Source organism: Actinoplanes sp. NPDC024001, assembly GCF_040638955.1.
GTDB lineage: Bacteria > Actinomycetota > Actinomycetes > Mycobacteriales > Micromonosporaceae > Actinoplanes.
This window is the reverse complement of sequence record NZ_JBEZZB010000086.1, coordinates 1-25,306: the sequence shown is the minus strand read 5'-3', so window position 1 is coordinate 25,306 and position 25,306 is coordinate 1. Positions and strand designations below refer to the sequence as shown.

The following is a 25,306-nucleotide window of genomic DNA, read 5'->3' as shown; positions in this document are numbered from 1 at the left end:
CGGGTGTCGCGCATCCCCCCGCGCTGTACGTCCTGGCGATGGACCCGCGTTTCCGGGCCGGCCGACCCTGCCGGCGCCCGTGCGGGACACCTAGCGTGGAAGTGGAGGTTTGTGATGAGGAAATGGCAAGTCAGTGACGTGATGACGGCCGACGTCGTCGCGGTTGAACCGGACACACCGTACCGAGATCTGGTCGGTCTGCTGGCCGACAAGCGGATCAACGCGGTGCCGGTCGTCGACGCCGATCGGCGCGTGATCGGAGTGGTCTCCGAGTCGGACCTGCTCCGCAAGATCGAATACGTCGGCGCGGAGCAGCCCCACTGGTTCCAGCGGCGCCGCCGCGCCCAGCAGCACAAGGCGGCCGGGCGTACCGCGGCCGAGTTGATGACGGCCCCGCCGGTCATCGTGCTGCCGCTCACGAGCATCAGGTCTGCGGCTCGCCGCATGGACGAGGCGGGTGTCAAGCAGCTGCCGGTGGAGAACGACCTCGGCCGGCTGGTCGGCATCGTGACTCGCGGCGATCTGCTCAAGGAGCACCTGCGCTCCGACGACGAGATCGGCGCCGACGCGCGGGCGGCCGTCCACGACGTGCTGCTCGCCGAGAACTTCGCGACCGTCAGCACCCAGGTCGAACGGGGCGTCGTCACCCTGACCGGCCGGGTCGAACGGTGGTCCACAGCGATGCTGACCTTGCGCCTCGTGCGTCTCGTGCCAGGCGTGGTCGAGGTCGTCGACCGGATCACCTTCGACTATGACGATCACAAGGTGGCCGATTCGGTCCCGGCCATCTTCGTCGCCTGAGCCGCGGACCGGTTCGTGGCGCGAGGAGGCGAGCATGCAGAAACCCGTCAGCAAGGTTCTGGCCTGCTATGACGGATCAGTTCCCGCCGGCGCCGCGATCGAGGTCGCGGCCCGGCTCCTGCCGCGAGCACAAGCCCAGGTGACCTACGTGTGGTCGCCCCCGTTCGCCAGTGAGGCGCTGCGGCGCCGACTGTGGCACGGCAGGGCCGGCGTCAACGAGTTCGTCGCCGCCATCGAGCGGGAGGGCGAAGCAGAAGCACACCGGCTGGCGGCCATGGGCGTCGCCCTGGCCGGTGTGCAGGGATGGGATGCCGCACCGCTGGTCCAGCGCACCTACGGCGGTGAGGGCCTGCAACTGGCCCAACTCGCCGAGCACGTCGGTGCCGATCTGATCGTGGCCGGCTCCCGGGGACTCGACGGTGCCCGGGCGGTGTTCGGCAGTGTCTCCGACGTGGCGGTGCACTATGCGCCCTGTCCCGTGCTGGTCGTGCCGTACCCGCTGCTCGAAGCTGATCGCGCCGCCCTGGGCAAAGGGCCGGTGGTGGTGGGCTGGGACGGCTCGTCAGGAGCCGAGACCGCACACCGGGTGGCCGCGCGGCTGTTCCCGGACCGTGCGGTGGTTCCGGTGTTCGTGCAAGACGGGAACGGGCCGGCCGAGCGCACCATCGCGGGCTTGAAGAAGCTGCCCAAGGCGGGGAGCTCCGTGGAACACGGGCGGTCGGTCGCTGCGGCACTGGCGAGCCAGGCGCGCACCGAACACGCCGCCGTGCTCGCTGTCGGCTCTCTCGGACGTTCCGCCCTGCACGAGATCGTGCTCGGCAGCGTCGCGATGGCCACGCTGCATCATGCCTACCGCCCGGTGCTGGTGGTGCCGCACCGGTACGCCGCCGACAGGTGAACCGATGGTCAAGGGCAACGTCGGATGCGGAACGACCGGTCGACGCTCATGCGTCGGCCGGTCGCGGTCTCAGCTTCGACGGCCGCGGATCAGGTAGGCGATCGGGCCGACCGGCTGAATAAAGATGATCGGCCACCAGATGGCCTTCGAACCGCGGACCCGGGACCGGGGCCGGCGGGCCAGGTCCACGGCGGCGTATGCGGTGAGCGCCAGCTCCACCGGCGCCAGCACCATGGTCGCGGTGCGCTGCCACGGTTGCAGATCCTGCCATGACGTGTGTGTCATCTCGATCCTCCATGAGGATCCGGACGGTCGCGATCGCGACCGTCCGGGCCAGTTGTCCGCCGCTGTGCGCGGCACCGTCAGATCAGCCACGGGTTGCGCTGGACCAGGGGCAGCCGAGCCCATTGGCGGCCGAGGCCCCAGGTGTGTCCGGCGTAGGTGAGCGCGGTGACGATGGCGCCGATCGCGTAGATCAGGTGGTAGTCCATGAACGGATTGGTCGAGTGGGTGGCCTCGCCTGCGGCATTGGTCTGGGCGGGCGGGAACTCGGCGAACCACATGAGCACGAGCATCACGGTGGCGGCGCCGGCGGCGATGCGCATGCCGATGCCGAGAATCAGGGCGACGCCGATGCCGAGCAGGCCGAGCATGAACAGCCAGTCGGCCCAGGCCTGGCCGGCGATGTCGTTGAAGAAGCCCTGGAAGGGGCCGACCTCGACGCCGGACAGGAAACCCTTGGTGGGGGAGCCGCCGTTGAGCCAGGCGCGCTCGGCGGGGGTGGCGTAGTTCCAGCCGAAGGTCTTGTCGAGGAACGCCCACAGGAAGGTGAACCCGAGGGAGATCCGCAGGACGGCGAGCGCGCGGGCCGCCGTGGTGGTGAGCATCGAGCCAGGCGCCGGAGCGTGCTCGAGGTGGCTGGCCGAGTCGTGGCCGATGGCAGTCATGGTTTCCTCCTCAATGGCATGTATCTATGGCTGACTATCCGCTGCCGCGCTGCCGGTTTCTCGTGCTGATGGGCCTGAGTGTCCCGGGTCGAAGGTCCCGTGATGGCGGCGAGCGCCTGCGCCAACGCGGAGCCGGTGTCGGCGTCGATGACCTCTGCCTGCGGCCACTCGTCGATGCCGGCCGCCAGCAAGGCGGTCGATCGAAGCGTCGCGTCGGAGGTGTCACCGCTACGGGCGGGCAGCCGGGCCGAGACCGTCGACGGCGTGGCGGAGCAGCGCAGCTCGGTCAGGGCGCTATCCGTACGGGCGGCTCGTAGCGATTCGCCTCAAGAGTGGGACCTTCGGCACTTCCGCCGCCGGGGCGCACGAGCATCCTAAGGGGACAGCGCGGGGCCGGGGCCGATGGATGCGATCGCACCCGCTGAGTAACCCGGGTAACGCGCGAAGGGAGTGCGTGATGAGGCGATTCTGGATGATCATGTCTGCCGTACTGCTTCCGGTGGCGATGGCAACCGTTGCCGCCGCCGGCCCGGCCTCCGCGCACCAGGCTCCGGGGACGTACCGCATGGTCGATCTGGGGGGTCTGGGCGGGACGTGGACCGTTCCTTCCGCGATCAACAACCGCGACGAGGTGGCGGGCTACAGCGCCACAGCTGGCAACGTCAACCATCCGTTCCTCTGGCGGGCCGGCACCTTGGTCGACCTTGGCGCGCTTCCCGGTTCGGCGGACGGATGGGGTGTAGCCCGGGATCTCAATGATCTGAGCCAGGTCGTCGGGACCAGCGAAGCCGGGGCTTTCCTTTGGGACCGAGGGGTCATGACCGCGCTGCGTGGACCCGACGGCGCCCTGTCCTCGGCGGAGGCGATCAATAACCGGGGCCAGATCGTAGGCACCTACTACGTTTCCTCCAGTGGCGCTCCCCATGGGTTTCTGTGGCAAGGAGGGACACTGACCGATCTCGGCGAGATCGACCCGGTCGACATCAACGACCGCGGAGAGATCCTCGCGGGTCGCTATGTCGAGGGATCCGGGTACCGGGCCTGCATCTGGCGAGGCGGGCGCCTCACTGATCTTGAACTCGACATGCCGATCGCGATCAACAACCAGGGCTGGGTCGCCGGCGTGGCGGTTGGGTCCGACTACGGGATCAGGGCATTCCTGTGGCGCTCCGGAACAACCGCCCAGCTGGGCACCTTGGGCGGCACCAGTGACTGGCCCACGGCGATCAACGACCGGGGACAGATCCTGGGTACGAGCCGCACGGCGAACGAGGAGTTGCACGGCGTCATCTGGCAGGGCGGCCGGACGATCGACCTGTCCACCCGCGGCGTCGTGCTGGAAACCGTCACCGGGCAGGCCAACCCCGGCAGTCTTTCCGGCATCAACAACCGGGGCCACTTCGCCGCAGACCTGGCGTTGCCGCCCGACTGGGTCGGTCCCGGCGTGCTCTTCCGCTAGCCGCTCCGGACCGTGCCTACAGCGCTGACCCGAGGCCATCCGCTCCGACGCCGGCAGCCGGCGATGAAGGTGCACGAGCCGGGCGCCGGCCGCCCTCAGCCCCGTCGCCCGCGCCGCGAGGGCGCCTGTGGGGATGACGTACGAACGAGGAGGACGAGATGCATTCGATTCGCAGATTCAACCTCATGCTGGCGGCCACGGTGGTGATGGTCGGCACCGTGGCCGTACCGGCGGCCACCGCCACCCCGACGGACTCCGCAGATCTTGAAACAACCGTAGCCCGGGTCGGCACCGGCCGATTGATCGCGCTCAAGTCACTCGGTGGCGGTGAATCCTTCGCCGACAAGACCAACGCACGAGGCGACCTGACCGGCCGCAGCCGCGACGCGACGGGCAAAATGCAGGCCGTGGTCTGGTGGCACGGTCAGCGCAACCCCACCAGGCTACGTGTCAACCGGGCCACACCTAATGCGATCAGCGATCATGGGATCATCGCTGGGCAGGTTGACCGCAAGGGTGGCGGGCTGTTCCTGTGGAACAAGGGCAAGAGCACCTACCGGTGGGACCCGGCTAATGCCGATCTCCAGGCGACCGGCGTCAACGATCGCGGCGAGGTCGTCGGCACCGCGTACTTCGAAAACGCTGGCTCCAAGGCGTTCCGGTGGCAGCGCGGCCGCCTCACCTGGCTGCCCGTTCCCAAGGCGGCGAGGAGCCAGGCCCTGGGCGTCAACAACCGGGGGCAGACCATCGGTGTCGTCATACCTCGCGGATCCGACTACGGCCAAGCAGTGCTGTGGCAGCGCGGCCGAATGACCCGGCTGGGCACTCTGGGCGGGGCCTACAGCGCCCCCATCGCCATCAACGAGCGAGGCCAGGTCGCCGGCAACAGCGCGATCAAAGGGTCCTCCAGCGACCATCCGTTCCTCTGGCAGCGCGGCCGGATGACCGACCTGCTGTCGAACACCACAGCCACCGGCGGCCGGGTGAACGCGCTCAGCGACAGCGGAATGATGACCGGCTCGGCGACCTGGGCCGACGGATACAACCGGCCGGTGCTCTGGAAGCGTGGCCGGATGATCGACATTGGCTTCGGCACGCATCACGGGATCGGGTCGGTCGTCAACGACCGCGGTGATGTCGGCGGGGTGTCGTGGGCGCCCTCGACCGAAAGCCCCGGCGTCCCGTTCCGGTGGCACAACGGCAAAACCACGCTGTTCCCCGAGCCGGCCGCCGACATGTGGGTCGGCGTGGTGGGCATTGCCCCACGTGGCAAGGTGACCGTCCTGCAAGAGGACATTCAACGCGGTCTCCGGATATTCCGGTCCGCGTGACCGCGATTCGCCACGACGACCGACTGCTACGCGGCTCCGGTCTCACTACGCCGGTAGGAAATGTCGGGTCCGATGACGGGACCAACAGCCCTGTCTTCCGCCAGCGCGACGCGTTGCGATAGAGGCAGGACCGCAAGGAGGCACGTGATGATGCACACTCGGACCTGGTCGGTCGAGATCAACATCGACGAGAACGAAGATGAACGTCGTACCCATGCCGTTGCCCTTCTGCGCACCGCGGCCCGCCCGCAGGTGCGCGGTGAAGGGTTCGCTCGCCGGTCACCTCGTGACCACGAGGTGCCGGAGATCGGCGACGAACTCGCCGCCGCGCGAGCCCTGGCCGACCTGGCCTACCAGCTGCTGGACGTCGCCGCAGGCGACATCGAGGCGGTCGTTCACCGGCCTGTGCACCTGAGCAGCTGACTCGGCGGAGGTCGCATCGTGTACGCCTGGCAGGTGGTGGAGCCCGGGCCCGATCTCCGGCGGGCCCTGCGTCGGGTGACGATGCGGGTGCCCCGTCCGGCGGCCGGGGAACTGCTGGTGGCCGTCGACGCCTGCGGTGTGTGCCGCACCGATTTGCACGTGGCGGCGGGCGAGCTTCCGGTGCACCGCCCAGGGGTGGTGCCCGGCCACGAGATTGTCGGCCATGTTCTGGAAACCGGCGGCGAGGTGACGGATTTCCGGCCGGGCGACGCCGTCGGCGTGGCCTGGCTGCGCGAGACCTGCGGCAGCTGCGGCTACTGCCGAGCCGGCGCGGAAAACCTGTGCGCGGCTTCGCGGTACACCGGATGGGACGCCGACGGCGGGTATGCCGACTGCGCTGTCGTGCGCGCCGACTTCGCGTACCAGCTGCCCGAAGGCTACGCCGCGGCCGAGCTGGCGCCGCTGCTATGTGCCGGCATCATCGGTTACCGGGCGCTGCGCCGTGCCGACCTGCCGCCGGGTGGGCGCCTCGGCATCTACGGATTCGGCGCCTCCGCGCATCTGGCCGCCCAGGTCGCGCTCGCCGAAGGCGCGCGCGTGCACGTACTCACCCGGTCACCGCAGGCACGAGAACTTGCGCTGGAGCTGGGGCGAGCTCCGCGGGCGAGGCGTACGCGCGACCGCCTGAACCGCTCGAGGCGGCAATCCTGTTCGCGCCGGTTGGTGACCTCGTCCCGGTCGCCCTGCAGGCACTCGACCGGGGCGGCACTCTGGCAGTGGCCGGCATCTACCTCAGCGACATCCCACCGCTGAACTACGACCGCGACCTCTTTCAGGAACGCACGCTGCGCAGTGTCACCGCCAATACCCGCGCTGACGGCCGCAAGCTGCTGGCGTTCGCCGCGAAGCACCGCCTGCGCGTGGAAGCCGTCGCGTACCCCATGACGCACGCATCCGACGCCCTTGCCGATCTGGCCGCAGACCGGGTGAACGGCGCCGCCGTGCTGGTGCCGTAACCGCATAATCCAGCGGACCAGCTGGACTATGCGGTTTTCGATGCCTTCGAGGTCAATTCGGGGCGGGCAGGGGATTGCCGTGTCCCGGTTGGATGTGCGTCTCCGGGCCCGGGAAGAAGAGTGTGGTTCGGCCGTCATTGAGCCAGTGCACCCGGTACGGCGGGGTTCCGTCGTCGTGCTCGATGGTGGTGATGATGCCGATGCGCCGCTCGGTGCCGAGGTAGGTGCTTTCCACGACGATGCGGTCGCCGATACGAGCCTTCATGGTGTCCTCCTGATGTTTTCGCGTCGCTCAGCCGCGCCGGACCACGAGTACTGGGCAGTCCGCGTGGCGAAGCAGGTGCAGCCCAGTGCAGCCCAGGACCGTTCCGCTGATCACGCCGTGACCGTGGCTGCCGACGACCACCAGCTGGACGCCGTGGGACACGTCGACCAGTACCGCTGCCGCGCTGTCGCGGGACAGCAGCGTCTCCACCGGGACGTCCGGGTGTTTCGCGCGCCACGGCGCCAGCTGTGCGGCCAACTGCTCCCGTTCGGCCGCCTCTTGTTCCGGCGTCTCGACCACGTCCGGCGGGATCCGGCCCAGCGGCAGGGCCCGCGCGAACGGGTACGAGCGCACCACCACGAGGCTGGTGCCGCGGTCAGCGGCCGCGGCGAACCCGGCCTCCAGTACCGCGTCGGCGGCTTCGGAGTCGTCCACACCGACCGCGACCGGGCCGGCGACGTCGCAGCGGCCGCGGACCACGACGACCGGACAATGCGCGTGCTTGGCCAGCCGCCGGCTCAATGAGCCGATCAGGACGCCGCCGAAGCCGCCGCGACCACGATCGCCCAGCACCAGCAGTTCGGCGTTCTTGGACAGCTCGAGCAGCCGGGTCACCGGGTGCCCGATCGGCACCTGAAACTCGATTTCCACGCCGGGGGCGATGGCGCTCGCCCGCATGGCGGCGTCTTTCGCGACCGTCTTGGCGGACTGGCGAGCCCACTCGAATCGGTCGCCGCCGAAGTCGTAGCGGGACGTCGCCCAGTCCCAGTCGAGGACGTGCACGACGCGTAATGGCAGTCGACGGCGTTCGGCTTCCCGGGCAGCCCAGCGTACGGCGGCTGTTCCGGTCTCAGTGCCGTCGGTTCCGACGACGATGGCCGGGGTCTGCATGGTCCCTCACCTCACGTTCCTATCCATCGATCGTCACGCGGTACGCCGAGGCCGGTCAGAGCGGGAGGTCCCGCCCATCGCGGCCGGACGGCCCATCACCCGCGCGCCGGACGGGCGCCGCGGCCGAGCGCGCCGATCAAATCGATGGCGAGGCAGACGAACAGGGCGATGCCCCAGCCGTTCCAGGATCCCCACGACGCGACGTCCGGGGTGCCCTGGATCAACCAGACGATCAGCCAGATGACGGTCATTGGGGCACCTCCCTCTCACCCTCACTGTGCTGCTCGACCAGCGGGCTCGGCAGGGCCGTTGGACCCTGCCGGGCCAGGCACAACTCGGCGCATCGTGGAAGGAGACGTCGGACATCGCGGAGGTGGGACATGACACGGGACTCGATGGACGCCCGCGCCGGTGACATCGTGGTCGGCGTGGACGGATCGCCGTCGGCCAGGCAGGCCCTGCGCTGGGCGGCGCAGCAGGCCCGGCTCACCGGAGCCCGGCTGCAAGCGGTGACAGCCTGGCAGATACCGGCCTACTACGGCTGGGCGCCGGTGGACGCGTACGACGAGGATCTGGCCGGTGTCGCCGGCAAGGTGCTAACCGCGGCAGTGCAAGAAGTCCTCGGCGACGAACCCGCGGCCATTGAGGTGGCGGAGAGCGTCGTGGCCGGGCACCCGGCACAGGTGCTGACTGACGCGTCCACTCGCGCGGCGCTGCTGGTGGTGGGATCGCGTGGGCACGGCGCCTTCGCCGGAGCGCTGCTCGGTTCCGTCAGCCACCAGTGCGTCCAGCACGCGCATTGCCCGGTCGTGGTGGTACGCGGCAACCGTGAACAGGGCTTTGGACCCTGAACGGACTTGGTTGCGCGAGATGTGATGGAACCGAAGAGGCAGAAGGGAGGACTGGTATGAGTGGGCTGCTACCACGCCTGTTCGGCGACATGACGGACTGGCTGGAGGTCGACTTGCCGCGTCCGCTGCCGGCGATCCGTTTCGAGGACCGGATCACCGACAAGGAGTACGTGCTGCGTGCCGAGTTGCCGGGCCTGGACCCGGAGAAGGACGTGCAGATCACGGCTCTGCACGGGGTGCTGACCGTGAAAGCGGAACGGCGTGAGGAGAGCACCGGGCCGAGCCGCTCGGAGTTCCGGTACGGGATGTTGCACCGCTCGGTGCGGCTGCCGGCCGGCGCCGACGAGGCGGCCATCACCGCGGTCTACGACAAGGGGATCCTGGAGATCACCGTGCCGCTGACCGCGCCGGAGCCCGCCGGCCGGAACATCGCCGTCACCAAGAAATGATCCACCCGCCCACCGGCCGGCGCATCGCGCCGGCCGGTGTCAGCTTCGTCCCGGCTCTGCCGGGACGTTCGGCTCTGACCGCGACGGCTGCCCTAGCCAAGTCTGAGAGCATGACACAGAGGATGCGGGCGCCGTCCGAGATCAGGTGGCTGACGGCGTCTCGGCTGTCGGTGCTGGTGGCTGTCCTGGCGGGTGCGTCGTCGTTGATCGGACTCCTCGTCGACGGCGTGTACGTGGGTCCCGCATCGGTCGCCGAGATGCTACGTGGCTTCGATCTCGTGACGTTGGTGGTAGTAGCGCCCGTGCTGGCCTGGACACAGTCGCGGGGCCGGCGCGGTTCCGTGCTCGCACGGTTGCTGCAGCTCGGGATGTTGGCTTACCTGGTCTACACCTACGCGTACTACCTGTTCGGTGTCTCGTTCAACGACGTGTTCCTGCTGCATGTCGCCGTCTTCATGGCTGCTGTCCTGGCGCTGGCCGGGACCGTTCTGGCCGTCGGCATACCGTCCGCCGATGCTGTGGTCGCCCGGCGTACGCCGAGGCGTCTGGTCAGCGCGGTGCTGGGCTTGCTTGCAGTCGCCATGGGCGGGATGTGGGTGTTCTCCTCGCTGCGGTTCGCCGCTACCGGCGAGGTGCCGGCGGGAAGCATGCTGGTCGAACCGGATCTGCTGGTGCATCTGGGCATCGTGCTGGATCTCGTATTGCTGGTGCCGTTCTACGCCTTGGCGAGCGCGCTGTTGTGGAGGGGCACCGCCGCCGGCTTCGTCCTCGCCGCGGTGGCTCTGATCTCCGGGACGCTGCACCAGGTCAGCTACATGGTGGCCCTGTGGTTCCAGGCGGCCGCCAGCGTACCTGGCGCGGTTGCCTTCGATCCGGTGGAGCCGGTGATCGCCGCGCTCTTCCTCGTGCCGGCGGTACTGCTGCTGTGGGAAGTCAGGCGCCGATCGGAGCGCTGATCGGGCCGCTCGGTGTCGCAGGGTCCCGCGTGTGCGGGCCGTCCGGCCCTGTCCGGGCCGTGGCGGCGAGCAGACGCTGAGGTTATGGCTCAAACGATGACGGCACCGGCCGAGGTCGACGAACGCCAGCCTCCGACCGAGCTCTTCCGGCACTTGCGCTCCACGCCCAGCGGCCTGCGCTCGCGAGAGGCCGCGCGCCGGCTCACCGTGTACGGCCCCAACGAGCTGTCCCGCCGGCACGGGCGCCGCTGGCCGCGGCAGCTGCTCGCTCAGTTCACCCAGCCGCTGGCGGTCCTGCTCATGGTCGCCGCGGTACTGGCCTGGGCGGGGCACAGCCCGGCGCTGGCCGTGGCGGTGGTTGCGGTCATCCTGCTCAATGCCGCGTTCGCGTTCGTGCAGGAGCAGCAGGCCGAACGAGCGGTCGAGGCCCTCGCGGCTTACCTGCCGATGTCCGCGCGCGTCATGCGCGATGGGGTGCTCATCGAGGCGCCGGCCCGCGACCTGGTGCCCGGCGACGTCATCGAGGTCGCCGAGGGCGACCGGCTATGCGCCGATGCCAGGCTGGTGGACGGCACGGTGGCGGTGGACCTGTCCGCGCTGACCGGCGAATCCGTCCCGGTCACCCGTAGCGCTGACACCGAGCTGGTGCCGGGCCCGCTGCTGGAGGCGCGAGAGCTACTGTTCAGCGGCACCTCCTGCGTCGCCGGGCAGGCCCGGGCCGTGGTGACCCACACCGGTATGCACACCGAGATCGGCCGGATCGCCGCCCTGTCGCAACGCGGCCCGTCCCGCTCCAGCCCGCTGGAACGACAGGTCCGCAGAGCCACCTGGATCATCGCCGCCGTAGCGGTCGCCGCCGGGGCCGCGTTCCTGCCGATCGGTGTGCTCGCCGGGCTCGGCTGGACGGCGGCGATCACCTTCTCCATCGGCCTGATCGTGGCGAACGTCCCCGAAGGCCTGCTGCCTACGATCACCTTGGCACTGGCTGCCGGGGTCCGGCAGTTGGCCCGGGCCGGAGCGGTGGTCAAACGCCTGTCCGCCGTGGAGACCCTCGGTTCGACGACGGTGATCTGCACCGACAAGACCGGCACCTTGACCGAGAACCGGATGCATGTCACCCGGCTCTGGACAACCGAGGGAGAACACGAGGCGGACGACGGTAACGAGCCCGCCCGGGCACTGGCATTCGCAGCGGCCACGTGCACCACCGCGCACCTGACCGGTGACGGCGGCGTCCCGGCGGACAGCGGGGACCCGACCGAGCTGGCACTGCTGCGGCTCGCCACGCGGCTGGGAGTGCCGGTGCCGGCGGCCGAGCGCGACGCGGCCCGAACCGCGCTCTACGCCTTCGACCCCCGCACCAAGCGCATGTCGACCGTGAGTGGCCGCATGCTCTACACCAAAGGTGCGCCCGAGTCGGTGCTTCCGCTGTGCGTCAACCTGACCGAGCATGTGCGCGCGGCCGCCGAGGCAGCGATCGACCGGTACGCCGACACCGGTCTGCGCGTACTCGCTGTCGCCGAGCGGGTCGCCGACCCGCTGGTGCTGACTGCCAGCCGGGACGTCGCGGAGACCGGCCTCACCCTGCTCGGCCTTGTCGCGATGCTCGACCCGCCCCGCCTCGCGGTGCCCGATGCGGTGACCGCGGCGCACCGTGCCGGGATCCGCGTGCACGTCATCACCGGCGACTACGGGCCCACTGCGGCGCACATCGCGGCCGAGGTCGGTATTGGCGATGGGCACCAGCGCATCGTCACCGGCGAACAGCTCGACCGGATGGGCGACGCCGAACTGGACCGGCTGCTCGCCGAAAACGGGGAGATCGTCTTCGCCCGCTCTTCGCCGGAGGGCAAGCTGCGCATCTGCGAGGCGCTGCGTTCCGAGGGTCACATCGTCGCGATGACCGGCGACGGCGTCAACGACGCCCCCGCACTGCGCCGCGCCGACATCGGGATCGCGATGGGCCGCTCCGGCACCGATGTCGCCCGCGAGGCCGCGACCATGGTGCTCACCGACGACAACTTCGCCACGATCGTCCGGGCCGTCGAAGCCGGCCGGCGCGTCTACGACAACGTTCGCAAGTTCGTGCTCTACATCTTCGCGCACGCCGTGCCGGAGGTCGTACCTTTCCTGATCTTCGCGCTCTCGGGCGGCGCCGTCCCCCTGCCGCTGACCGTGCTGCAGATCCTCGCCATCGACTTGGGTACCGAGACGGTCCCGGCGCTGGCGCTGGGCCGCGAGCAGGCCGAGCCCGGGCTCATGAACCGTCCACCCCGCTCGCCGAAGGCGGGGGTCATCGACCGCCGGATGCTGTTGCGCGCTTGGGGACTGCTCGGCGTCACCTCCGCGGTGCTGGTCATGGGCGGCTTCTTCTGGGTGCTGTGGCGCGCCGGCTGGCAGCCGGGTGCGGAGCTGCCCGCGGCGGCGTACGCGAAAGCCACCACGATGACATTCGCCGGGATCGTGGCCTGCCAGATCGGCACTGCGTTCGCGGCGCGCACCGACCGCGCCTCATTGCGGTCCATCGGCGTGTTCAGCAATCGGCTGTTGCTCGGCGGCATCGCCTTCGAACTGGTCTTCGCCGCCGCCCTGATCTACCTGGCGCCTCTGCAGGCCGTCTTCGGCACGGCCCCTCTCGGCGTCGCTGAACTGGCGTTCCTGGTGCCGTTCCCGGTGCTGGTGTGGGGCGTCGACGAGATCTACCGCGCGCGGCTCCGCCGCCGCGGGACCACCACGATCGAGGAGGCACCATCATGCGAGTCCGCGACATCATGACCAGCCCGGTCCACGTCATCGCACAGGACGCGCCCGTGGAGAACGCGGCCGATCTCATGACCACCCACGAAGTGACCGCTCTACCCGTACTCGACACCGACGGTCTGCTGGTCGGCATGGTCAGCGACAGCGACCTGCTGTGGCACCGGGTTCCCGCCGGACCGGCAGCGGACCCACGCAGCCATCCCGGTACCGACCCGGTACACCGGCCCGGACTGGTCATGGAGGTCATGTCCGAGTATCCGCTGGTCACTACACCGGCCGCCGACGTGGCGGACGTGGCACAGGTGATGCTGGACCACGACGTACGTAGCCTGCCGGTACTGGAGAACCGTACCGTCATCGGCATCGTCAGCCGCCGCGACATCCTCAAAGCGATGGTTCGCGACGACTCGGTGCTCGCCGCCGACGTACAACAACGCCTGGACGAGTACGCCGGCCGCCGAGGCCTGTGGACTGCGACAGTCGACGCCGGGATCGTCACTGTCGCCGGCCAATTCCCGAACGAACAGCAGCGCCGGATCGCGGCGGCGCTGGCCCGCCGGGTCCCCGGTGTGGCAGCCGTCCGGCTGGACCCCGAGCCCGGGCCGAACGGCACTGTCACCGAGACTGTGGCGGTGGTGGCATAGAGGTAGAGGCGCCGGCGCGTCGCAGGCGTCCCCGGCATTCTCGGAGGTGCCGTCATGACTGACCTCAGCAGGTTCAGGGCGGAGACAGAGGCGCGCCGTGCCGCCGGCGAGGTGCGGCACCCCAACCGCTTCGGCGAAATGATGAACCGCTATCTCGGCGCGGCCGACTACCGTGACCCGTACGCTGTCGCGCCGAAACCGGCCCCGGAGACCCACCCGCAACCCACCTACACCGCCACCGGGGTCGTGCTGGTCGGCGTGGACGACAGCCCGATCAGCTGCGTCGCGGTCGATCACGCCGCGATCGAGGCCGAGCTGCACGGCTGGGCGCTGCACATCGTCAACGTCCGGCGCAGCGGGTCGGACGGGGCCGGGGCGGGGCTGCTGCGGCGGCTCACCGACCGCGTGCACGCCAGCTCCCCGACGGTGCCGGTGAGCAGCCGCCTCGTCGCCGGCGCCCATCCCGCTCAGGCGTTGATCGTAGAAGCCGGGGACGCCGGCCTGCTGGTGGTCGGCCACCGGCACGGCGCCACCACCACCGCGCTCGGCCGCAGCGTCGCCGACCGGGTCGGCCGGCACCATGCCGGGCCGGTCCTGGTGATCCGGATGCCCGGCTGGCCGGCCGGCCCCGAGTTCGGGACGCGACCGATCGTGGCCGCGGTCGACGGTTCCGCGCCGTCCCGGGCCGCCGTGGAGTTCGCCCTGGCCGAGGCCCTCACCCGTGGTTGCGACGTCGTGCTGCTGCACGTTGTCGGTGACCGGATGGACCTGGCTCGTCGTCTGGAGACCCGCGACGGAGTGCAGGTTCATCACCGGATCATCTCCGGCGACCCGGTGACCGCGCTGACCGAGGAGTCCGGCCGAGCCGCGGCCGTGGTTGTCGGCCGGTACGAGCATCCCGCGTTCTCGGGTTCGCTGCTGGGCTCGGCCGCGCACCTGTTGCCGCAACGGGCTCTCTGCCCGGTGTTCCTGGTCGGTTGACATGGGAGCCCTACTCGTCGTCGTTGCGGTTCTCCTGGTCATTCGACTGGTCGGCCTGGTGTTGCTGGTCCTGGCCGACCAGCCGCCCCGAACAGCACAACGCCCGGCCCGGCACGATGATCCCTGCCTGGCACCGTTGATGGCGCTCACGCCGCCGCCGGATCCCGAATACGATCTTCTCGATCAACTGTTGTCGGGAAGGATCCGGCGCGAGGAGTACCGGACCGCGATGGCGGCCCTGGCCGAGCGGGACGCCCACGCTCATCCGTTGCGGACACCGCCCGGGTGATCAGGAGTCTGAGAGATGCTCCCAGGCCGGCACGACCAATTGTCCAGGCGCTGGTCGCGCGGCCCCGGTGGTCACTCCTCGATTTCGATGACCTCGGTGGGCGTACGGCGCGGAGACGGGGGCACGTCCTCCGCCGACTCGACGTAGCCGAGCCGCACGATCAAATACGGTTCGCCGATGCCGGCCAGCAAGCGCGTCAGCAACTGCCGGGGCCACGCCACCTCGACCGCTTCACTGATGGGCGCGGTCGCCAGCCCTTCGACGGTGGCTTGCAGTAGCAGGGCGGACATGGCTTCACCGCCGCGGAGCAGGTCAACCGGCCGGTCTGTGGTGCCGAAGATGATGACGTAGGTGGCGCCCTCGTCGTGGTCGGCGCTGGCGAGCAGGCCGGCGGAGCCGCCGGGCAGGAAGTTGCGTACGGGTACGCGGCGCAAGCTCGGTTCGACCACGGTGCTCGGCGGCACGCCGTCCCCGGTCCAGGCCGGCCGGTGCGTCCAGGCGGTGAGCTCGGTGCGGTGCGCCGGGTCGAAGTAGTTGGCGTCGGCAGCCAGGTCGACCGAGATGGCCAGTTCGGGCACCCGATCGTCCGGCACGACGTGAAGATAGGCGCCTTCGGCTTCGACGAGCCGGCGGAGGCGGGTGAGCGTCTGCTCGGTCACGGGGCTCTCGCCGAAGGCACGGCGGTCAGTGCGGCGCCGGCTGATAGCAGCGGCGAGATTCTGGGCGAGCGGGTCCGGTTCGCCGGCGCCGGCGACGCTGATCCGTGCAAGCAGGTCCGGTCGCCGCTCCTCGGGGAAACGCTGCACCACGCTGTGCCATCCGGCGGCCGCCAGGGTGATACGGGCGTGGTGCAGGACGCCGCCGCAGCTGAGCAGCAGCAGACGGCCTTCGGCGTCAGTAACTCCTAACCGGCGGCCGGGATCGGAGGCCAGTTCGAGCACTTCGCCGGTGAGGCGCCACTTCCAGGGTTGGGTGTTGAAGACTGACGGAGCTCGCAGGGATGCCCGGGCGGCCGACTCCAGGGCTTCTCGGGCCTCGGCGCGGGGCAGGTTGTTCGCCGGCTTGTCCATCCGTAACACCTCCGCCAGTCGTGGGTGCCTTCACGGTCGCAGGCCTTGGCGGGTATTCGTCAGGGCCGAAAGACCCCAGGCGAACGCGTCCTCGAAAGCGCTCCACGGCTCGGCCCGCACTGCCAGCTGACAGATTTGGTCACCGGCGCCCGTGCGGCGAGCAGCTTTCGCGGATCAGCTGGGCCGGGTTATGCGGGTCCGGCACCGGCGTTGCGGCGGAACTCGACGAAGGCCAGGTACTTCTCCGCCCGCTCCCGGGAGTTGTTCTCCGATCGGCGCAGGGCCTGCGCGGCCGTTGACAACCGCCACCGCCACAGGGCCGTCTTCTCAAGCTGGCGTGCTGTCATTCGCCGGTAGCGTGGGTCGTGGGCGGCTGCCAGCGCCACCACCCGCCGGTTCTCCAGGGCCAGGCCGCTCTGCCACCGTCGCCGGGAGTTCTCGGCTTTCTCCAGGCAGGACAGCGCTCTTTCGTTCCACAGCACATCGCAGTGCCGATAGCCGGAAGGTATCCGCAGCGGCCAGTACTCGGGATCAGCGTGCGCCGGCGAGATCAGCAGACCGGCGCAGGGCACGACGCCGTCCGAGCCGGCCAACGGACAGGATCCCGCCGAGGTCGGGCCGCGGCAGACCCGTAGCAGCTCGCCAGTGGCGGGGTGCAAGATTCGAATGCCGTCGTTGGCCTTCACGTCAATCTCCTTGTGCGGTCTGAGTCCTCTCTAAGGGCGCCTACCAGAGCGACCGCCTGTACGGCGAAACCGGCGATGCTGCCCACGATGCACACGGCGAGAAAAACGCGTGTCGCCAGGGGCCAGTCGAACGAGGTACCACCGAAGTCGAAGGGAAACACCTGCCACATCCGGATGAGTGAGAGCGTCCCGATGGCGGTGGTGGTCATGCTGCCGAGCGCGACCAGCCACTGCGGGTCGTGGACGAGTTGTGCCAGGCTCACGATCACACCAGCCAGCAGCGAGGCGTTGACCAGAGGTATCACGTCGGTTGTCTGTTCGGTGAGGAACGGCGCCGCGTCCCAGCCCGGCCAAACGTTGACTAGATAGAGAGCGACGATGTTGATCGCGGCGGAGACGCCGTAACCCACTCGGCGGGAAGCCGTTGAGGGCCGGCGTCTCGCGGTGTCAGCAGTCATGACGATTCCCCCTCCGGGGTGCCGACAGTCTTCGATGTCTATCTTCAGTCTGTGTAATCCTTCGTCCCTCGGGCAGAGGCGAAAGGCCTGGAGCCGGCCGCGCCCCTGCAAGACAGGTCCTTCTGCCTGATGGTGGCGGCCGACGTCGGGAAACGATGGATATGAGGCCAAGACCTGGCCTGCTGCAAGCGGCTCGTGCGGGAGCGCGCCATGTCCTCCTGGGACATCAGTGACAACGGATCCGAGCAGGCCCTGCGGGTGACCGGTCACCGTAGGGGCGACGGCACGTTGCGGATCCGGGTGAGTGGTGATCTCGACGTGTTCCACGTGCCCGCATTGCGCCGGCGGCTCGCGGCCCTGCTCGTGGTTCCGGCTCCGTGTTTGGAGCTTGATCTGGCCGAGGTGGGCTTTTGCGATGCTGCCGGAGGGCGGGAACTGCTTCTGCTGCGGCTTCGTGGCCAGGAACAGGACTTCCCGGTGGTGTTGGTGGCCGTCAGCGCGGCGGTGCGTCTGGTGCTTCAGCTTCTCGGTGCCAACGACTGGATGCGCGGTGACAACCGTTAGGACGGCCGCTGCCGGTCAGCGTCCGGCGTCTGCCGGGAATCGGTCCGGGCCGTACGCGGCCATCTCCTCGTACAGCCGCCACCGCTGATCGACCGCCTCCTGCGCGAGCCCGGCCAGCCGGGCCGCCTCCGCCGGGTCGGTGTCGTGCAACTGCCGGAACCGCAGCTCCCGATCGGTGAAGTCGCTCAGCGGCAGGCGTGGCCGTGGCGAATCGAGTAGGAAGGGGTTGGCACCGGCGGCCCGCAGCACCGGGTCGTAGCGGATCAGCGGCCAGTATCCGGTGGCCACCGCCCGGTGTTGCTGGGTCAGGCCGTCGCGCATGTCGATGCCGTGGGCGATGCAGTGCGCGTAGGCGATGACCAGCGACGGCCCGTCGTACGCCTCGGCCTCCCGCAGTGCCTGCAACGTCTGCTGCGGGTCGGCACCCATCGCTACCCGGGCCACATAGACGTTGCCGTACGCGATGGCCTGCAGCGCGAGGTCCTTCTTTGGGGTGGTCTTGCCGCCGGCGGCGAACCGGGCAACCGCCGACAGCGGGGTGGCCTTGGACATCTGCCCACCGGTGTTGGAGTACACCTCGGTGTCGAGGACCAGCACGTTCACGTTGCGCCCGGAGGCGAGCACGTGGTCGAGCCCGGCCGCCCCGATGTCGTACGCCCAGCCGTCGCCACCGACGATCCAGACGCTGCGGCGTACCAGTTGATCCAGGACGCTGCGCAGGTCCGCGACAGCCGGGTCGTCGGCGGGCAGCGCTGTCAGGCGCCGATTGAGCTCCGTGAGCCGGTCGCGCTGGGCGGCGAACTCGGATTCGCGGCGTTGCGGCGCGTCCAGGATCGCGTCCACCAGGTCCGGTCCGAGCCGGTCGTGCAGCTCCCGCAGCCGGCTGCAGGCGAGGTCGCGGTGCAGGTCGGCGGTGAGCCGGAAACCGAGCCCGAACTCGGCGTCGTCCTCGAACAGCGAATTGGACCAGGCCGGGCCGCGGCCCTGCGCGTTGCGGGTCCAGGGGGTGGTGGGGAGGTTGCCGCCGTAGATGGACGAGCAGCCCGTGGCGTTGGCGACCATCAGCCGGTCGCCGAACAGTTGAGACAGCACTTTGAGGTAGGGCGTCTCCCCGCAGCCGGTGCAGGCCAGGGAGAACTCGAACAGCGGCTGGAGGAACTGGGTGCCGCGGACGGTGCCGAAGTCGACGCGGGAGCGGTCGGCGTACGGAAGTGTCTCGAAGAATGCGATGTGCGTCCGCCCGGCGTCCAGTTGTGGCTTCCGTGGTGCCAGGTTGATGGCCTTGCGCTCGGGCGTCCCGATCGGGCAGGCCTCGACGCAGAGCCCGCAGCCGGTGCAGTCCTCCAGGTAGACCTGGAGGCTGAACCGGCTGTCCGGCAGACCGCGGGCGTTCAGCGGTGCGGACGGGAACCCGTCCGGTGCGCCGGCCAGTTCTTTCAGGTCGAGGAGTTTGGACCGGATGACGCTGTGCGGGCAGACGAACGCGCAGGTGCCGCACTGGATGCAGGTCTGCGGGTCCCAGGTGGCGACGAGTTCGGCTATGTTGCGCTTCTCGTAGGCCGTGGTGCCGCCCGGGTAGGTGCCGTCGACCGGAAGCGCGCTGACCGGCAGCCGATCGCCGCGGCCGGCCATCATCACGGCGGTGACGTCACGGACGAACGGCGGTGCGTCGGCCGGCACCACGGGCGGCGGTCGGCGGGTAGTGGTCACCTGCGCGGGCGGTGTGATCCGGTGCAGTGCCCGGAGGGTCGCGTCGACGGCGGCGTGGTTGCGGGCGACGACGTCGGGACCGCGTTTGGCGTACGTCTTGGTGATGGCCTGCTTGACGCGCGCGACGGCCTCCCCGCGGGGCAGCACGCCGGAGATTGCGAAGAAACAGGTCTGCAGGATGGTGTTGGTGCGGCCGGGCAGGCCCGCGTCGGCGGCGATGCGGTCCGCATCGATCGCGAAGACGGTCAGGCCCTTCGCCAGGATCTGTTCCTGCACCGGGCGGGACAGGTCCTGCCACACCTGGTCCGGTGGGCTGTTGAGCAGCAGGATTCCGCCCTGAGCGGCCCGGTCGAGCACGTCCACCCGGTCGAGCAGACCGATGTGGTGGCAGGCGACGAAGCCGGCCTGGGAGATCAAGTACGGGGCATGGATCGGTTTCGGACCGAACCTCAAGTGGGAGACGGTGAGACCGCCGGACTTCTTGGAGTCATAGACGAAATAGCCCTGGGCGTGGATCTTCGGGTCGACGGCAAGGATCTTGATGGTGTTCTTGTTGGCGCCGACGGTGCCGTCCGCGCCCAGTCCGAAGAAGACGGCCCGGGTGGTGCCCGGTGCTTCGATGTCGAGGTCGGTCCAGGGCAGGCTGGTGCCGGTGACGTCGTCGATGATGCCGACGGTGAACCGCGGCCGCGGCTGTGTGCCGGCCAGCTCGGCCAGGACGGCGGCGACCATGCCAGGAGTGAACTCCTTGGAGCCGAGCCCGTAGCGGCCGCCGATCACGGAGGGCATCGGCCGGTCCCTTCCTGCCAGGGCCGCCACGACATCCAGGTAGAGCGGCTCGCCGGCCGAGCCGGGCTCCTTGGTCCGGTCCAGCACGGCGATCCGGGCGGCGGAGTCCGGCAGGGCGGCCAGGAATTCGGCGGCCGGGAACGGCCGGTACAGCCGCACCTGCAGGACACCGACCCGTTCGCCCTGCGCGGCCAGGTGTGCGACCGTCTGCTGGGCTGTCTCGGCACCCGAGCCCATCAGCACCAGGACGCGTTCGGCGTCCGGGGCGCCGTGGTACTCGACGACGCGGTAGTGGCGTCCGGTCCGGACGGCGAGTTGATCCATCGCGTCCTGCACGACGGCGGGCACCCGGGCATGGAAGGGGTTGACCGTTTCGCGGCTCTGGAAGTAGACGTCCGGGTTCTGGGCGGTGCCGCGGATCACCGGGCGTTCCGGGGACAGTGACCGGGCCCGGTGGTCCCGGACCAGTCCGGCCGGGACCAGTGCCCGCAGGTCATCGTCGGTCAGGGTTTCGATGGTGTTGAGTTCGTGCGAGGTGCGGAATCCGTCGAAGAAATGCACGAACGGCACCCGGGTGCGCAGTGACGCGGCCTGGGCCACCAGGGCCAGATCGTGGGCCTCCTGTACGGAGGCGGAGGCCAGCATGGCGAATCCGGTGGCGCGGACCGCCATCACGTCGGAGTGGTCGCCGAAGATGGACAGGCCCTGGGTGGCCAGCGAGCGGGCGGCTACATGCAGCACTGCGGGCGTCAGCTCCCCGGCGATCTTGTACATGTTCGGGATCATCAGCAGCAGCCCTTGCGACGCGGTGAACGTCGTGGTCAGCGCGCCGCTCTGCAGCGCGCCATGCAATGCCCCGGCGGCACCGCCCTCGCTCTGCATCTCCACCACGGTCGGCACCGACCCCCAGACGTTGGGACGTTCCGCTACAGACCACTGATCGGCAATTTCGGCCATCGGCGACGAGGGGGTGATCGGGTAGATGCAGCAGATCTCATTCAGCCGGTACGCGACCAACGCAGCGGCCTCGTTGCCGTCCACCATCGCGCGACTCATCGCGGCACCTCCGGGAACATCTCGATCGCGTGCACCGGGCACTGGGTGAAGCAAGTGCCGCAGCCGGTGCACCGGTCGTAGTCGAACCGGTACCGGTTGCCCGGCCCGAGCTTGATCACCGCGTCCTCCGGGCAAGCGCCGAGGCAGCCGTCGCACTCGAAGCAGTTGCCGCAGGACAGGCACCGGCCGGCCTCGAACCGGGCGGCGCTCTCGTCGAGTCCGGCGACGACCTCGGCGAAGTCGGTGACGCGTGCGGCCGACTCACGCTCGGCCTGCTCGCGGCGTCCGGTGTCGCCGAAGTACCAGGGATGCAGCATGTCGAACTCCGCCACCGGATGCTTGGGCGGCGTCCGCGCCGGCAGGCCGTGCAGGTAGGCGTTGATGTGGCGGGCCGCCTTGCGACCGTGCCCGACACCGACGGTCACCGTACGTTCCGCGGGCACCATGTCGCCGCCGGCGAACACGCCGGGGCAGCCGGTCATGAACGTCGGCGACACCACGACCGTGCCATCCGGGCCGAACTCCACACCAGGCACGCCTTGCAGGAACGCCGTGTCGGCACGCTGCCCGAGCGCGAGAACCAGGGTGTCGGCGGCGAGGGTCTCGGTGTGCCCGGTGGGCACCGGCCGTCCGGTCTCGTCGAGCTCCATCACCTCGACGGTCAGTTCCGGGCCGTCGAACGCCTGGATGGTCCGCAACCAGTTGATTTTCACGCCTTCGCGTTCGGCGTCGTCGGCCTCCTCGGCGTGCGCCGGCATCTGTGCCCGGGTCCGCCGGTAGACGATCACCGCCTCCGTCGCGCCGAGTCGGCGGGCGACCCGGGCCGCGTCCATCGCGGTGTTGCCACCGCCGTAGACGGCCACCCGCCGGCCGATCGCCGGGCGCTCGCCGGCCGCGACGCTGCGCAGCAGCGTGACGGCGTCCACGATCCGGCCCGCCTCGCGGGCGGGAATATCGACCCGCTTGGACAGGTGGGCACCGACGGCCACGAAGACCGCGTCGAAGCCACCCGCACGGCGCTCGTCCTCCAGGTCGTGTACCTGGTGGCCGGTCCGGAAGACGACGCCGAGTGCGGCGATCCGGGCGATCTCCGCGCCCAGCACCTCGCGGGGCAGCCGGTAGGCGGGGATGCCGTAGCGCATCATGCCGCCGGGCTCGTCACCCGCGTCGTAGATCTTCACTTGGTGGCCGAGCCGGGCGAGATGGTAGGCGGCCGACAACCCGGATGGGCCGGCGCCGATCACCAGAACCCGCCGGCCGGTCGGCGCGGGCGGCGGGTCGAACATCCAGCGACGCTCCAGCGCCAGGTCGCCCAGGAACCGCTCGACGCCGTGGATGGAGATCGGGCTGTCCAGGTGGGCACGGTTACACGCCGACTCGCACGGGTGATAGCAGACCCGGCCGTGCACTGCCGGCAGTGGATTGTCGGCGGTGAGCACCCGCCAGGCCTGCTCGTACTCGCCCGCCTGGGCGAGAGCGAGCCAGGCCTGAATGTTCTCCCCGGCCGGGCAGCCGGCGTTGCACGGCGGCAGCAGGTCGACGTACACCGGCCGCCGTTGCCGGACCGGGCCGCCGCGGGCCTCGTCGTGCAGCAGGTCGGGCAGTGGCGTCATGTCGCGCCGTACCGGGTTCATGTCTGCCTCCGGGGTCGACGGCGTACCGAACCGTTCGGGATCAGATCTCGCGGTGGACCACCGCGACAGTGCATGCGGAGTGCCGCAGCAAATGCTGGCTGACCGAGCCGAGCAGCAGGCCGCTGAACGCGCCGTGCCCTCGGCTGCCGACCACCAGCAGTTGCGCGCCGGTGCTGGCACGGGTGAGGACGGCCGCCGGGTGCGCCACCGTCGCCTCGGCTTCGACGACGAGATCGGGGTACTCGTCGCGGATGACGGTGACCAGCGTGTCGAACGGCTCGCGTTCATGGTCGGTGACCTTGTTGGTGACCATCGGGGTCTCCTCCCAGAGCCCGGTCACCGGCGGCCAGGCGCGGATCACCCGCAGCGGCACCTTACGTTCGGCCGCCTGGGCAGCGGCGAAGGCGAGCACCGGCGAGGCCATAGCGGAGCCGTCGACGCCGGCCACCACGGGGGCGTCCGCGGCCGCCTCGCCGCGGACGACGACGACCGGGCAGTGCGCGTGGGCGGTGACCGCGGAGCTGACCGAACCGAGTAGCCCGCCGACGGCGCTGTGTCCCCGCGCGCCGAGAACGATCAACTGGGCCTGCTTGGACAGGTCAATCAGCGCCGGCGCGGCGTGGGCGCGTATGACCGTCGAGGTCACGTCGACGAGGGGTTGGATCTTTTTCGCCCGGGCGACCGCGTGCTCCAGCGTGCCGTTGATGACGTCGACTACGTAGCTTTCCGGTCGCAGGGCCGGAGACGGGACCATGCTCGCCGCGGGGGCGAGGACCGGCCATTCGTCGGCGTAGATGATGTGGACGGGTGCTGCGGTGCGGGCCGCCTCGTCCAGTGCCCAGTCGAGGGCGGCATGGGAGTAGGACGACCCGTCATATCCGACGATGATTTTTCTGTGCACGGTACGGACCTCCTCTCGGGCGCCGTGCACCGCGCGGGGAGCGCGGTGACGGGTCCGACCGTTCTTCCTCAATCAAAGGCTCATCGATGCCTGCCGGGCAGGGTGAAAGGTCCCGGCCGCAGCGGCCGGACGGCCCCACCTCAGTGCCGGCGGCGCGTGAGCCGCAGGATTGCACCGGGCAGGGCGGCGACCGCGCAACACGCCAAGATCGTCGTGACGGTCAGCGGCTCTGTGCCCAGCAGTGCCCGCAAAGGAGCGACCAGGACGCCGGCGACTTGCAGGAGCACGCAGACAGCCACCGCGGCGAGCAGCGCATGGTTTCGGGGTGTCCCCGGGGCGGCTTTCGCGCGGACGGCGAGGGCGACGCCGAGTTGGCTGAGGCCGAGCACCAGGAACATCACCGACTGCCACGGCAGACCGGACCGGCCGGCCACGACGCCGGCGGCCAGGGTCACCACCGCCAGCAGCCCGGCTCCGGCCAGGATGTCGCGCAGCAGGCCGGCGCCGAGGACCGATTCCTGCGGAGACCGCGGCGCCCGGCGCAGCACGTCCGCCTCGGCGGGTTCGGCGCCGAGGGCGACGCCCGGTACCCCGTGGGTGAGCAGATTGATCCAGAGCAGCTGGGCCGGCAGCAGCGCCAGCGGCATGCCCAGCAGCGGACCGGCCAGCATCACCAACAGTTCAGCCACACCGCCGGAGAGCGCGTATCGCAGGAAGCGGCGGATGTTGTCGTAGATGCGCCGGCCTTCGCCGATGGCGTCCGCCACGGTGCCGAGGTTGTCGTCGACCAGCACCAGCTCGGCGGCCTGCCGGGCGACCTCGGTGCCGCTGCCCATGGCGACACCGATGTCGGCGCGGCGCAGCGCGGGCGCGTCGTTGACGCCGTCGCCGGTCATCGCCACGACCTCGCCGCGTTGCTGCAGGGCGGCGATGATGTCCAGCTTCTGCTCCGGCTGGGTGCGCGCGTACACCCGGGCGTGCTCGATGTCGGTGGCGGTCAGCGGGCCGTCGTCGCCGCGGGCGACGACGTCGCCCGGGCCGAGGATGCCGAGCCGGCGTCCGATCGCGGTCGCGGTCCCCGGGTGATCACCCGTGATCAACAGCAGGCGTACGCCGGAGCGCTCGAACGCTGCGGCGGTGTCGCGGGCGGTGGCTCGCAGCGGGTCGCCGATCCCGACCAGCCCGGTCGTACGCAGCGGGGGCGGCTCGGTCGGGTCGGGCTGTTCGGTGACAGTCGTGGTGGCAAGCGCCAGCACGCGCAGCCCGTCGGCGGCCAGTTCCGCCGCGGCGTCGAGCAGGGCAGCGTCTGCGGTGGGATCGAGCAGGTTCTCCGGTGCGCCCTTGCACACCACGAGGTACGCGCCGGACGGGAGCCGGTGCACGGTGGTCACTAGGGCACCATCCTTTCGACGAGATCTTGGTTGTAAGGTCTCGCCGGAACTCGGCGAGGATCGGGAGATGGCCTGTGGTGGTCGCC

At 70.0% G+C, this 25,306-nt stretch carries 27 protein-coding genes; 14 read left to right on the top strand and 13 right to left on the bottom strand.

Going from position 1 to position 25,306, the window contains the following annotated elements:
- Positions 1 to 114 precede the first annotated feature (114 nt).
- Together AB0F81_RS29555 and AB0F81_RS29550 are read left to right on the top strand one after the other, a co-directional pair.
- On the top strand, positions 115 to 801 hold the full coding sequence (locus AB0F81_RS29555; protein ID WP_360202459.1) for a CBS domain-containing protein: 687 nt from the start codon (positions 115 to 117) through the stop codon (positions 799 to 801).
- Between the two features lie 34 nt (positions 802 to 835).
- On the top strand, positions 836 to 1,699 hold the full coding sequence (locus AB0F81_RS29550; protein WP_360202457.1) for a universal stress protein: 864 nt from the start codon (positions 836 to 838) through the stop codon (positions 1,697 to 1,699).
- 69 nt (positions 1,700 to 1,768) lie between these two features.
- On the opposite strand, the gene AB0F81_RS29545 is transcribed toward AB0F81_RS29550, so the two are convergent.
- The gene (locus AB0F81_RS29545) at positions 1,769 to 1,984 is read right to left on the bottom strand and encodes a PLD nuclease N-terminal domain-containing protein (protein ID WP_360202455.1); all 216 of its coding nucleotides are present in this window, start codon (positions 1,982 to 1,984) and stop codon (positions 1,769 to 1,771) included.
- Positions 1,985 to 2,061: 77 nt separating this feature from the next.
- Positions 2,062 to 2,586, bottom strand: a complete 525-nt coding sequence (locus tag AB0F81_RS29540; protein ID WP_360202489.1) for a DoxX family membrane protein — start codon at positions 2,584 to 2,586, stop codon at positions 2,062 to 2,064.
- Between the two features lie 517 nt (positions 2,587 to 3,103).
- On the opposite strand from AB0F81_RS29540, the gene AB0F81_RS29535 reads away from it, so the two are divergent.
- From AB0F81_RS29535 to AB0F81_RS29515, 5 genes are all read left to right on the top strand, one after another.
- Positions 3,104 to 4,105 (top strand): hypothetical protein, encoded by a 1,002-nt coding sequence (locus AB0F81_RS29535; RefSeq protein ID WP_360202454.1) that lies wholly within the window; start codon positions 3,104 to 3,106, stop codon positions 4,103 to 4,105.
- Positions 4,106 to 4,263: 158 nt separating this feature from the next.
- The gene (locus AB0F81_RS29530) at positions 4,264 to 5,436 is read left to right on the top strand and encodes a hypothetical protein (RefSeq protein WP_360202452.1); all 1,173 of its coding nucleotides are present in this window, start codon (positions 4,264 to 4,266) and stop codon (positions 5,434 to 5,436) included.
- Between the two features lie 147 nt (positions 5,437 to 5,583).
- A complete protein-coding gene (locus AB0F81_RS29525) occupies positions 5,584 to 5,859 on the top strand; it encodes a dsRBD fold-containing protein (RefSeq protein WP_360202450.1) in 276 nt (91 codons plus the stop codon).
- An 18-nt stretch (positions 5,860 to 5,877) separates the two neighbouring features.
- Positions 5,878 to 6,672 (top strand): zinc-binding alcohol dehydrogenase family protein, encoded by a 795-nt coding sequence (locus AB0F81_RS29520; RefSeq protein ID WP_360202448.1) that lies wholly within the window; start codon positions 5,878 to 5,880, stop codon positions 6,670 to 6,672.
- Positions 6,636 to 6,875, top strand: coding sequence for a hypothetical protein (locus AB0F81_RS29515; RefSeq protein WP_360202446.1), 240 nt, complete (start codon positions 6,636 to 6,638; stop codon positions 6,873 to 6,875). Before AB0F81_RS29520 ends, AB0F81_RS29515 begins: the two co-directional genes overlap by 37 nt.
- A gap of 52 nt (positions 6,876 to 6,927) precedes the next feature.
- On the opposite strand, the gene AB0F81_RS29510 is transcribed toward AB0F81_RS29515, so the two are convergent.
- From AB0F81_RS29510 to AB0F81_RS29500, 3 genes are all read right to left on the bottom strand, one after another.
- Positions 6,928 to 7,140 (bottom strand): DUF1918 domain-containing protein, encoded by a 213-nt coding sequence (locus AB0F81_RS29510; protein ID WP_360202444.1) that lies wholly within the window; start codon positions 7,138 to 7,140, stop codon positions 6,928 to 6,930.
- Positions 7,141 to 7,167: 27 nt separating this feature from the next.
- On the bottom strand, positions 7,168 to 8,031 hold the full coding sequence (locus tag AB0F81_RS29505; protein ID WP_360202442.1) for a universal stress protein: 864 nt from the start codon (positions 8,029 to 8,031) through the stop codon (positions 7,168 to 7,170).
- A gap of 95 nt (positions 8,032 to 8,126) precedes the next feature.
- Complete coding sequence (locus tag AB0F81_RS29500; protein WP_360202440.1) at positions 8,127 to 8,282, bottom strand: hypothetical protein; 156 nt, start codon at positions 8,280 to 8,282, stop codon at positions 8,127 to 8,129.
- Between the two features lie 129 nt (positions 8,283 to 8,411).
- Here AB0F81_RS29500 and AB0F81_RS29495 point away from each other — a divergent pair, with 129 nt between their 5' ends.
- The 6 genes from AB0F81_RS29495 (at position 8,412) to AB0F81_RS29470 (ending at position 14,672) form a co-directional block, all read left to right on the top strand.
- Positions 8,412 to 8,882 (top strand): universal stress protein, encoded by a 471-nt coding sequence (locus AB0F81_RS29495; RefSeq protein WP_360202439.1) that lies wholly within the window; start codon positions 8,412 to 8,414, stop codon positions 8,880 to 8,882.
- 56 nt (positions 8,883 to 8,938) lie between these two features.
- The gene (locus tag AB0F81_RS29490; protein ID WP_360202437.1) at positions 8,939 to 9,331 is read left to right on the top strand and encodes an Hsp20/alpha crystallin family protein; all 393 of its coding nucleotides are present in this window, start codon (positions 8,939 to 8,941) and stop codon (positions 9,329 to 9,331) included.
- 110 nt (positions 9,332 to 9,441) lie between these two features.
- Positions 9,442 to 10,287, top strand: a complete 846-nt coding sequence (locus AB0F81_RS29485; RefSeq protein WP_360202436.1) for a hypothetical protein — start codon at positions 9,442 to 9,444, stop codon at positions 10,285 to 10,287.
- A 96-nt stretch (positions 10,288 to 10,383) separates the two neighbouring features.
- Complete coding sequence (locus AB0F81_RS29480) at positions 10,384 to 13,062, top strand: cation-transporting P-type ATPase (RefSeq protein WP_360202434.1); 2,679 nt, start codon at positions 10,384 to 10,386, stop codon at positions 13,060 to 13,062.
- Positions 13,041 to 13,691: a CBS domain-containing protein gene (locus tag AB0F81_RS29475; RefSeq protein WP_360202433.1), complete on the top strand. Its 651-nt coding sequence runs from the start codon at positions 13,041 to 13,043 to the stop codon at positions 13,689 to 13,691. The genes AB0F81_RS29480 and AB0F81_RS29475 overlap by 22 nt, the downstream gene beginning before the upstream one ends.
- A 54-nt stretch (positions 13,692 to 13,745) precedes the next feature.
- A complete protein-coding gene (locus tag AB0F81_RS29470; protein WP_360202431.1) occupies positions 13,746 to 14,672 on the top strand; it encodes a universal stress protein in 927 nt (308 codons plus the stop codon).
- Between the two features lie 10 nt (positions 14,673 to 14,682).
- Here the strand turns inward: AB0F81_RS29470 and AB0F81_RS29465 are convergent, their stop codons facing one another.
- The 4 genes from AB0F81_RS29465 to AB0F81_RS29450 all read right to left on the bottom strand — a co-directional run bounded on the left by AB0F81_RS29465 (position 14,683) and on the right by AB0F81_RS29450 (position 17,175).
- Positions 14,683 to 14,931: a hypothetical protein gene (locus AB0F81_RS29465; RefSeq protein ID WP_360202429.1), complete on the bottom strand. Its 249-nt coding sequence runs from the start codon at positions 14,929 to 14,931 to the stop codon at positions 14,683 to 14,685.
- A 101-nt stretch (positions 14,932 to 15,032) separates the two neighbouring features.
- Entirely contained in the window at positions 15,033 to 16,031 is a 999-nt protein-coding gene (locus AB0F81_RS29460; RefSeq protein ID WP_360202427.1) for a nitroreductase, read from the bottom strand.
- A gap of 188 nt (positions 16,032 to 16,219) precedes the next feature.
- Complete coding sequence (locus AB0F81_RS29455; protein ID WP_360202425.1) at positions 16,220 to 16,624, bottom strand: hypothetical protein; 405 nt, start codon at positions 16,622 to 16,624, stop codon at positions 16,220 to 16,222.
- Between the two features lie 89 nt (positions 16,625 to 16,713).
- Entirely contained in the window at positions 16,714 to 17,175 is a 462-nt protein-coding gene (locus tag AB0F81_RS29450) for a hypothetical protein (protein ID WP_360202424.1), read from the bottom strand.
- Positions 17,176 to 17,385: 210 nt separating this feature from the next.
- Here AB0F81_RS29450 and AB0F81_RS29445 point away from each other — a divergent pair, with 210 nt between their 5' ends.
- On the top strand, positions 17,386 to 17,739 hold the full coding sequence (locus tag AB0F81_RS29445) for an STAS domain-containing protein (RefSeq protein WP_360202422.1): 354 nt from the start codon (positions 17,386 to 17,388) through the stop codon (positions 17,737 to 17,739).
- A 15-nt stretch (positions 17,740 to 17,754) separates the two neighbouring features.
- On the opposite strand, the gene nifJ is transcribed toward AB0F81_RS29445, so the two are convergent.
- The 4 genes from nifJ to AB0F81_RS29425 form a co-directional block, all read right to left on the bottom strand.
- On the bottom strand, positions 17,755 to 21,294 hold the full coding sequence (gene nifJ / locus AB0F81_RS29440; protein WP_360202421.1) for a pyruvate:ferredoxin (flavodoxin) oxidoreductase: 3,540 nt from the start codon (positions 21,292 to 21,294) through the stop codon (positions 17,755 to 17,757).
- On the bottom strand, positions 21,291 to 22,928 hold the full coding sequence (locus tag AB0F81_RS29435; RefSeq protein ID WP_360202419.1) for an NAD(P)-binding protein: 1,638 nt from the start codon (positions 22,926 to 22,928) through the stop codon (positions 21,291 to 21,293). Before AB0F81_RS29435 ends, nifJ begins: the two co-directional genes overlap by 4 nt.
- Positions 22,929 to 22,968: 40 nt before the next feature.
- Positions 22,969 to 23,829, bottom strand: a complete 861-nt coding sequence (locus AB0F81_RS29430; protein ID WP_360202417.1) for a universal stress protein — start codon at positions 23,827 to 23,829, stop codon at positions 22,969 to 22,971.
- Between the two features lie 140 nt (positions 23,830 to 23,969).
- Complete coding sequence (locus tag AB0F81_RS29425; protein ID WP_360202415.1) at positions 23,970 to 25,220, bottom strand: HAD-IC family P-type ATPase; 1,251 nt, start codon at positions 25,218 to 25,220, stop codon at positions 23,970 to 23,972.
- Positions 25,221 to 25,306: the final 86 nt, after the last annotated feature.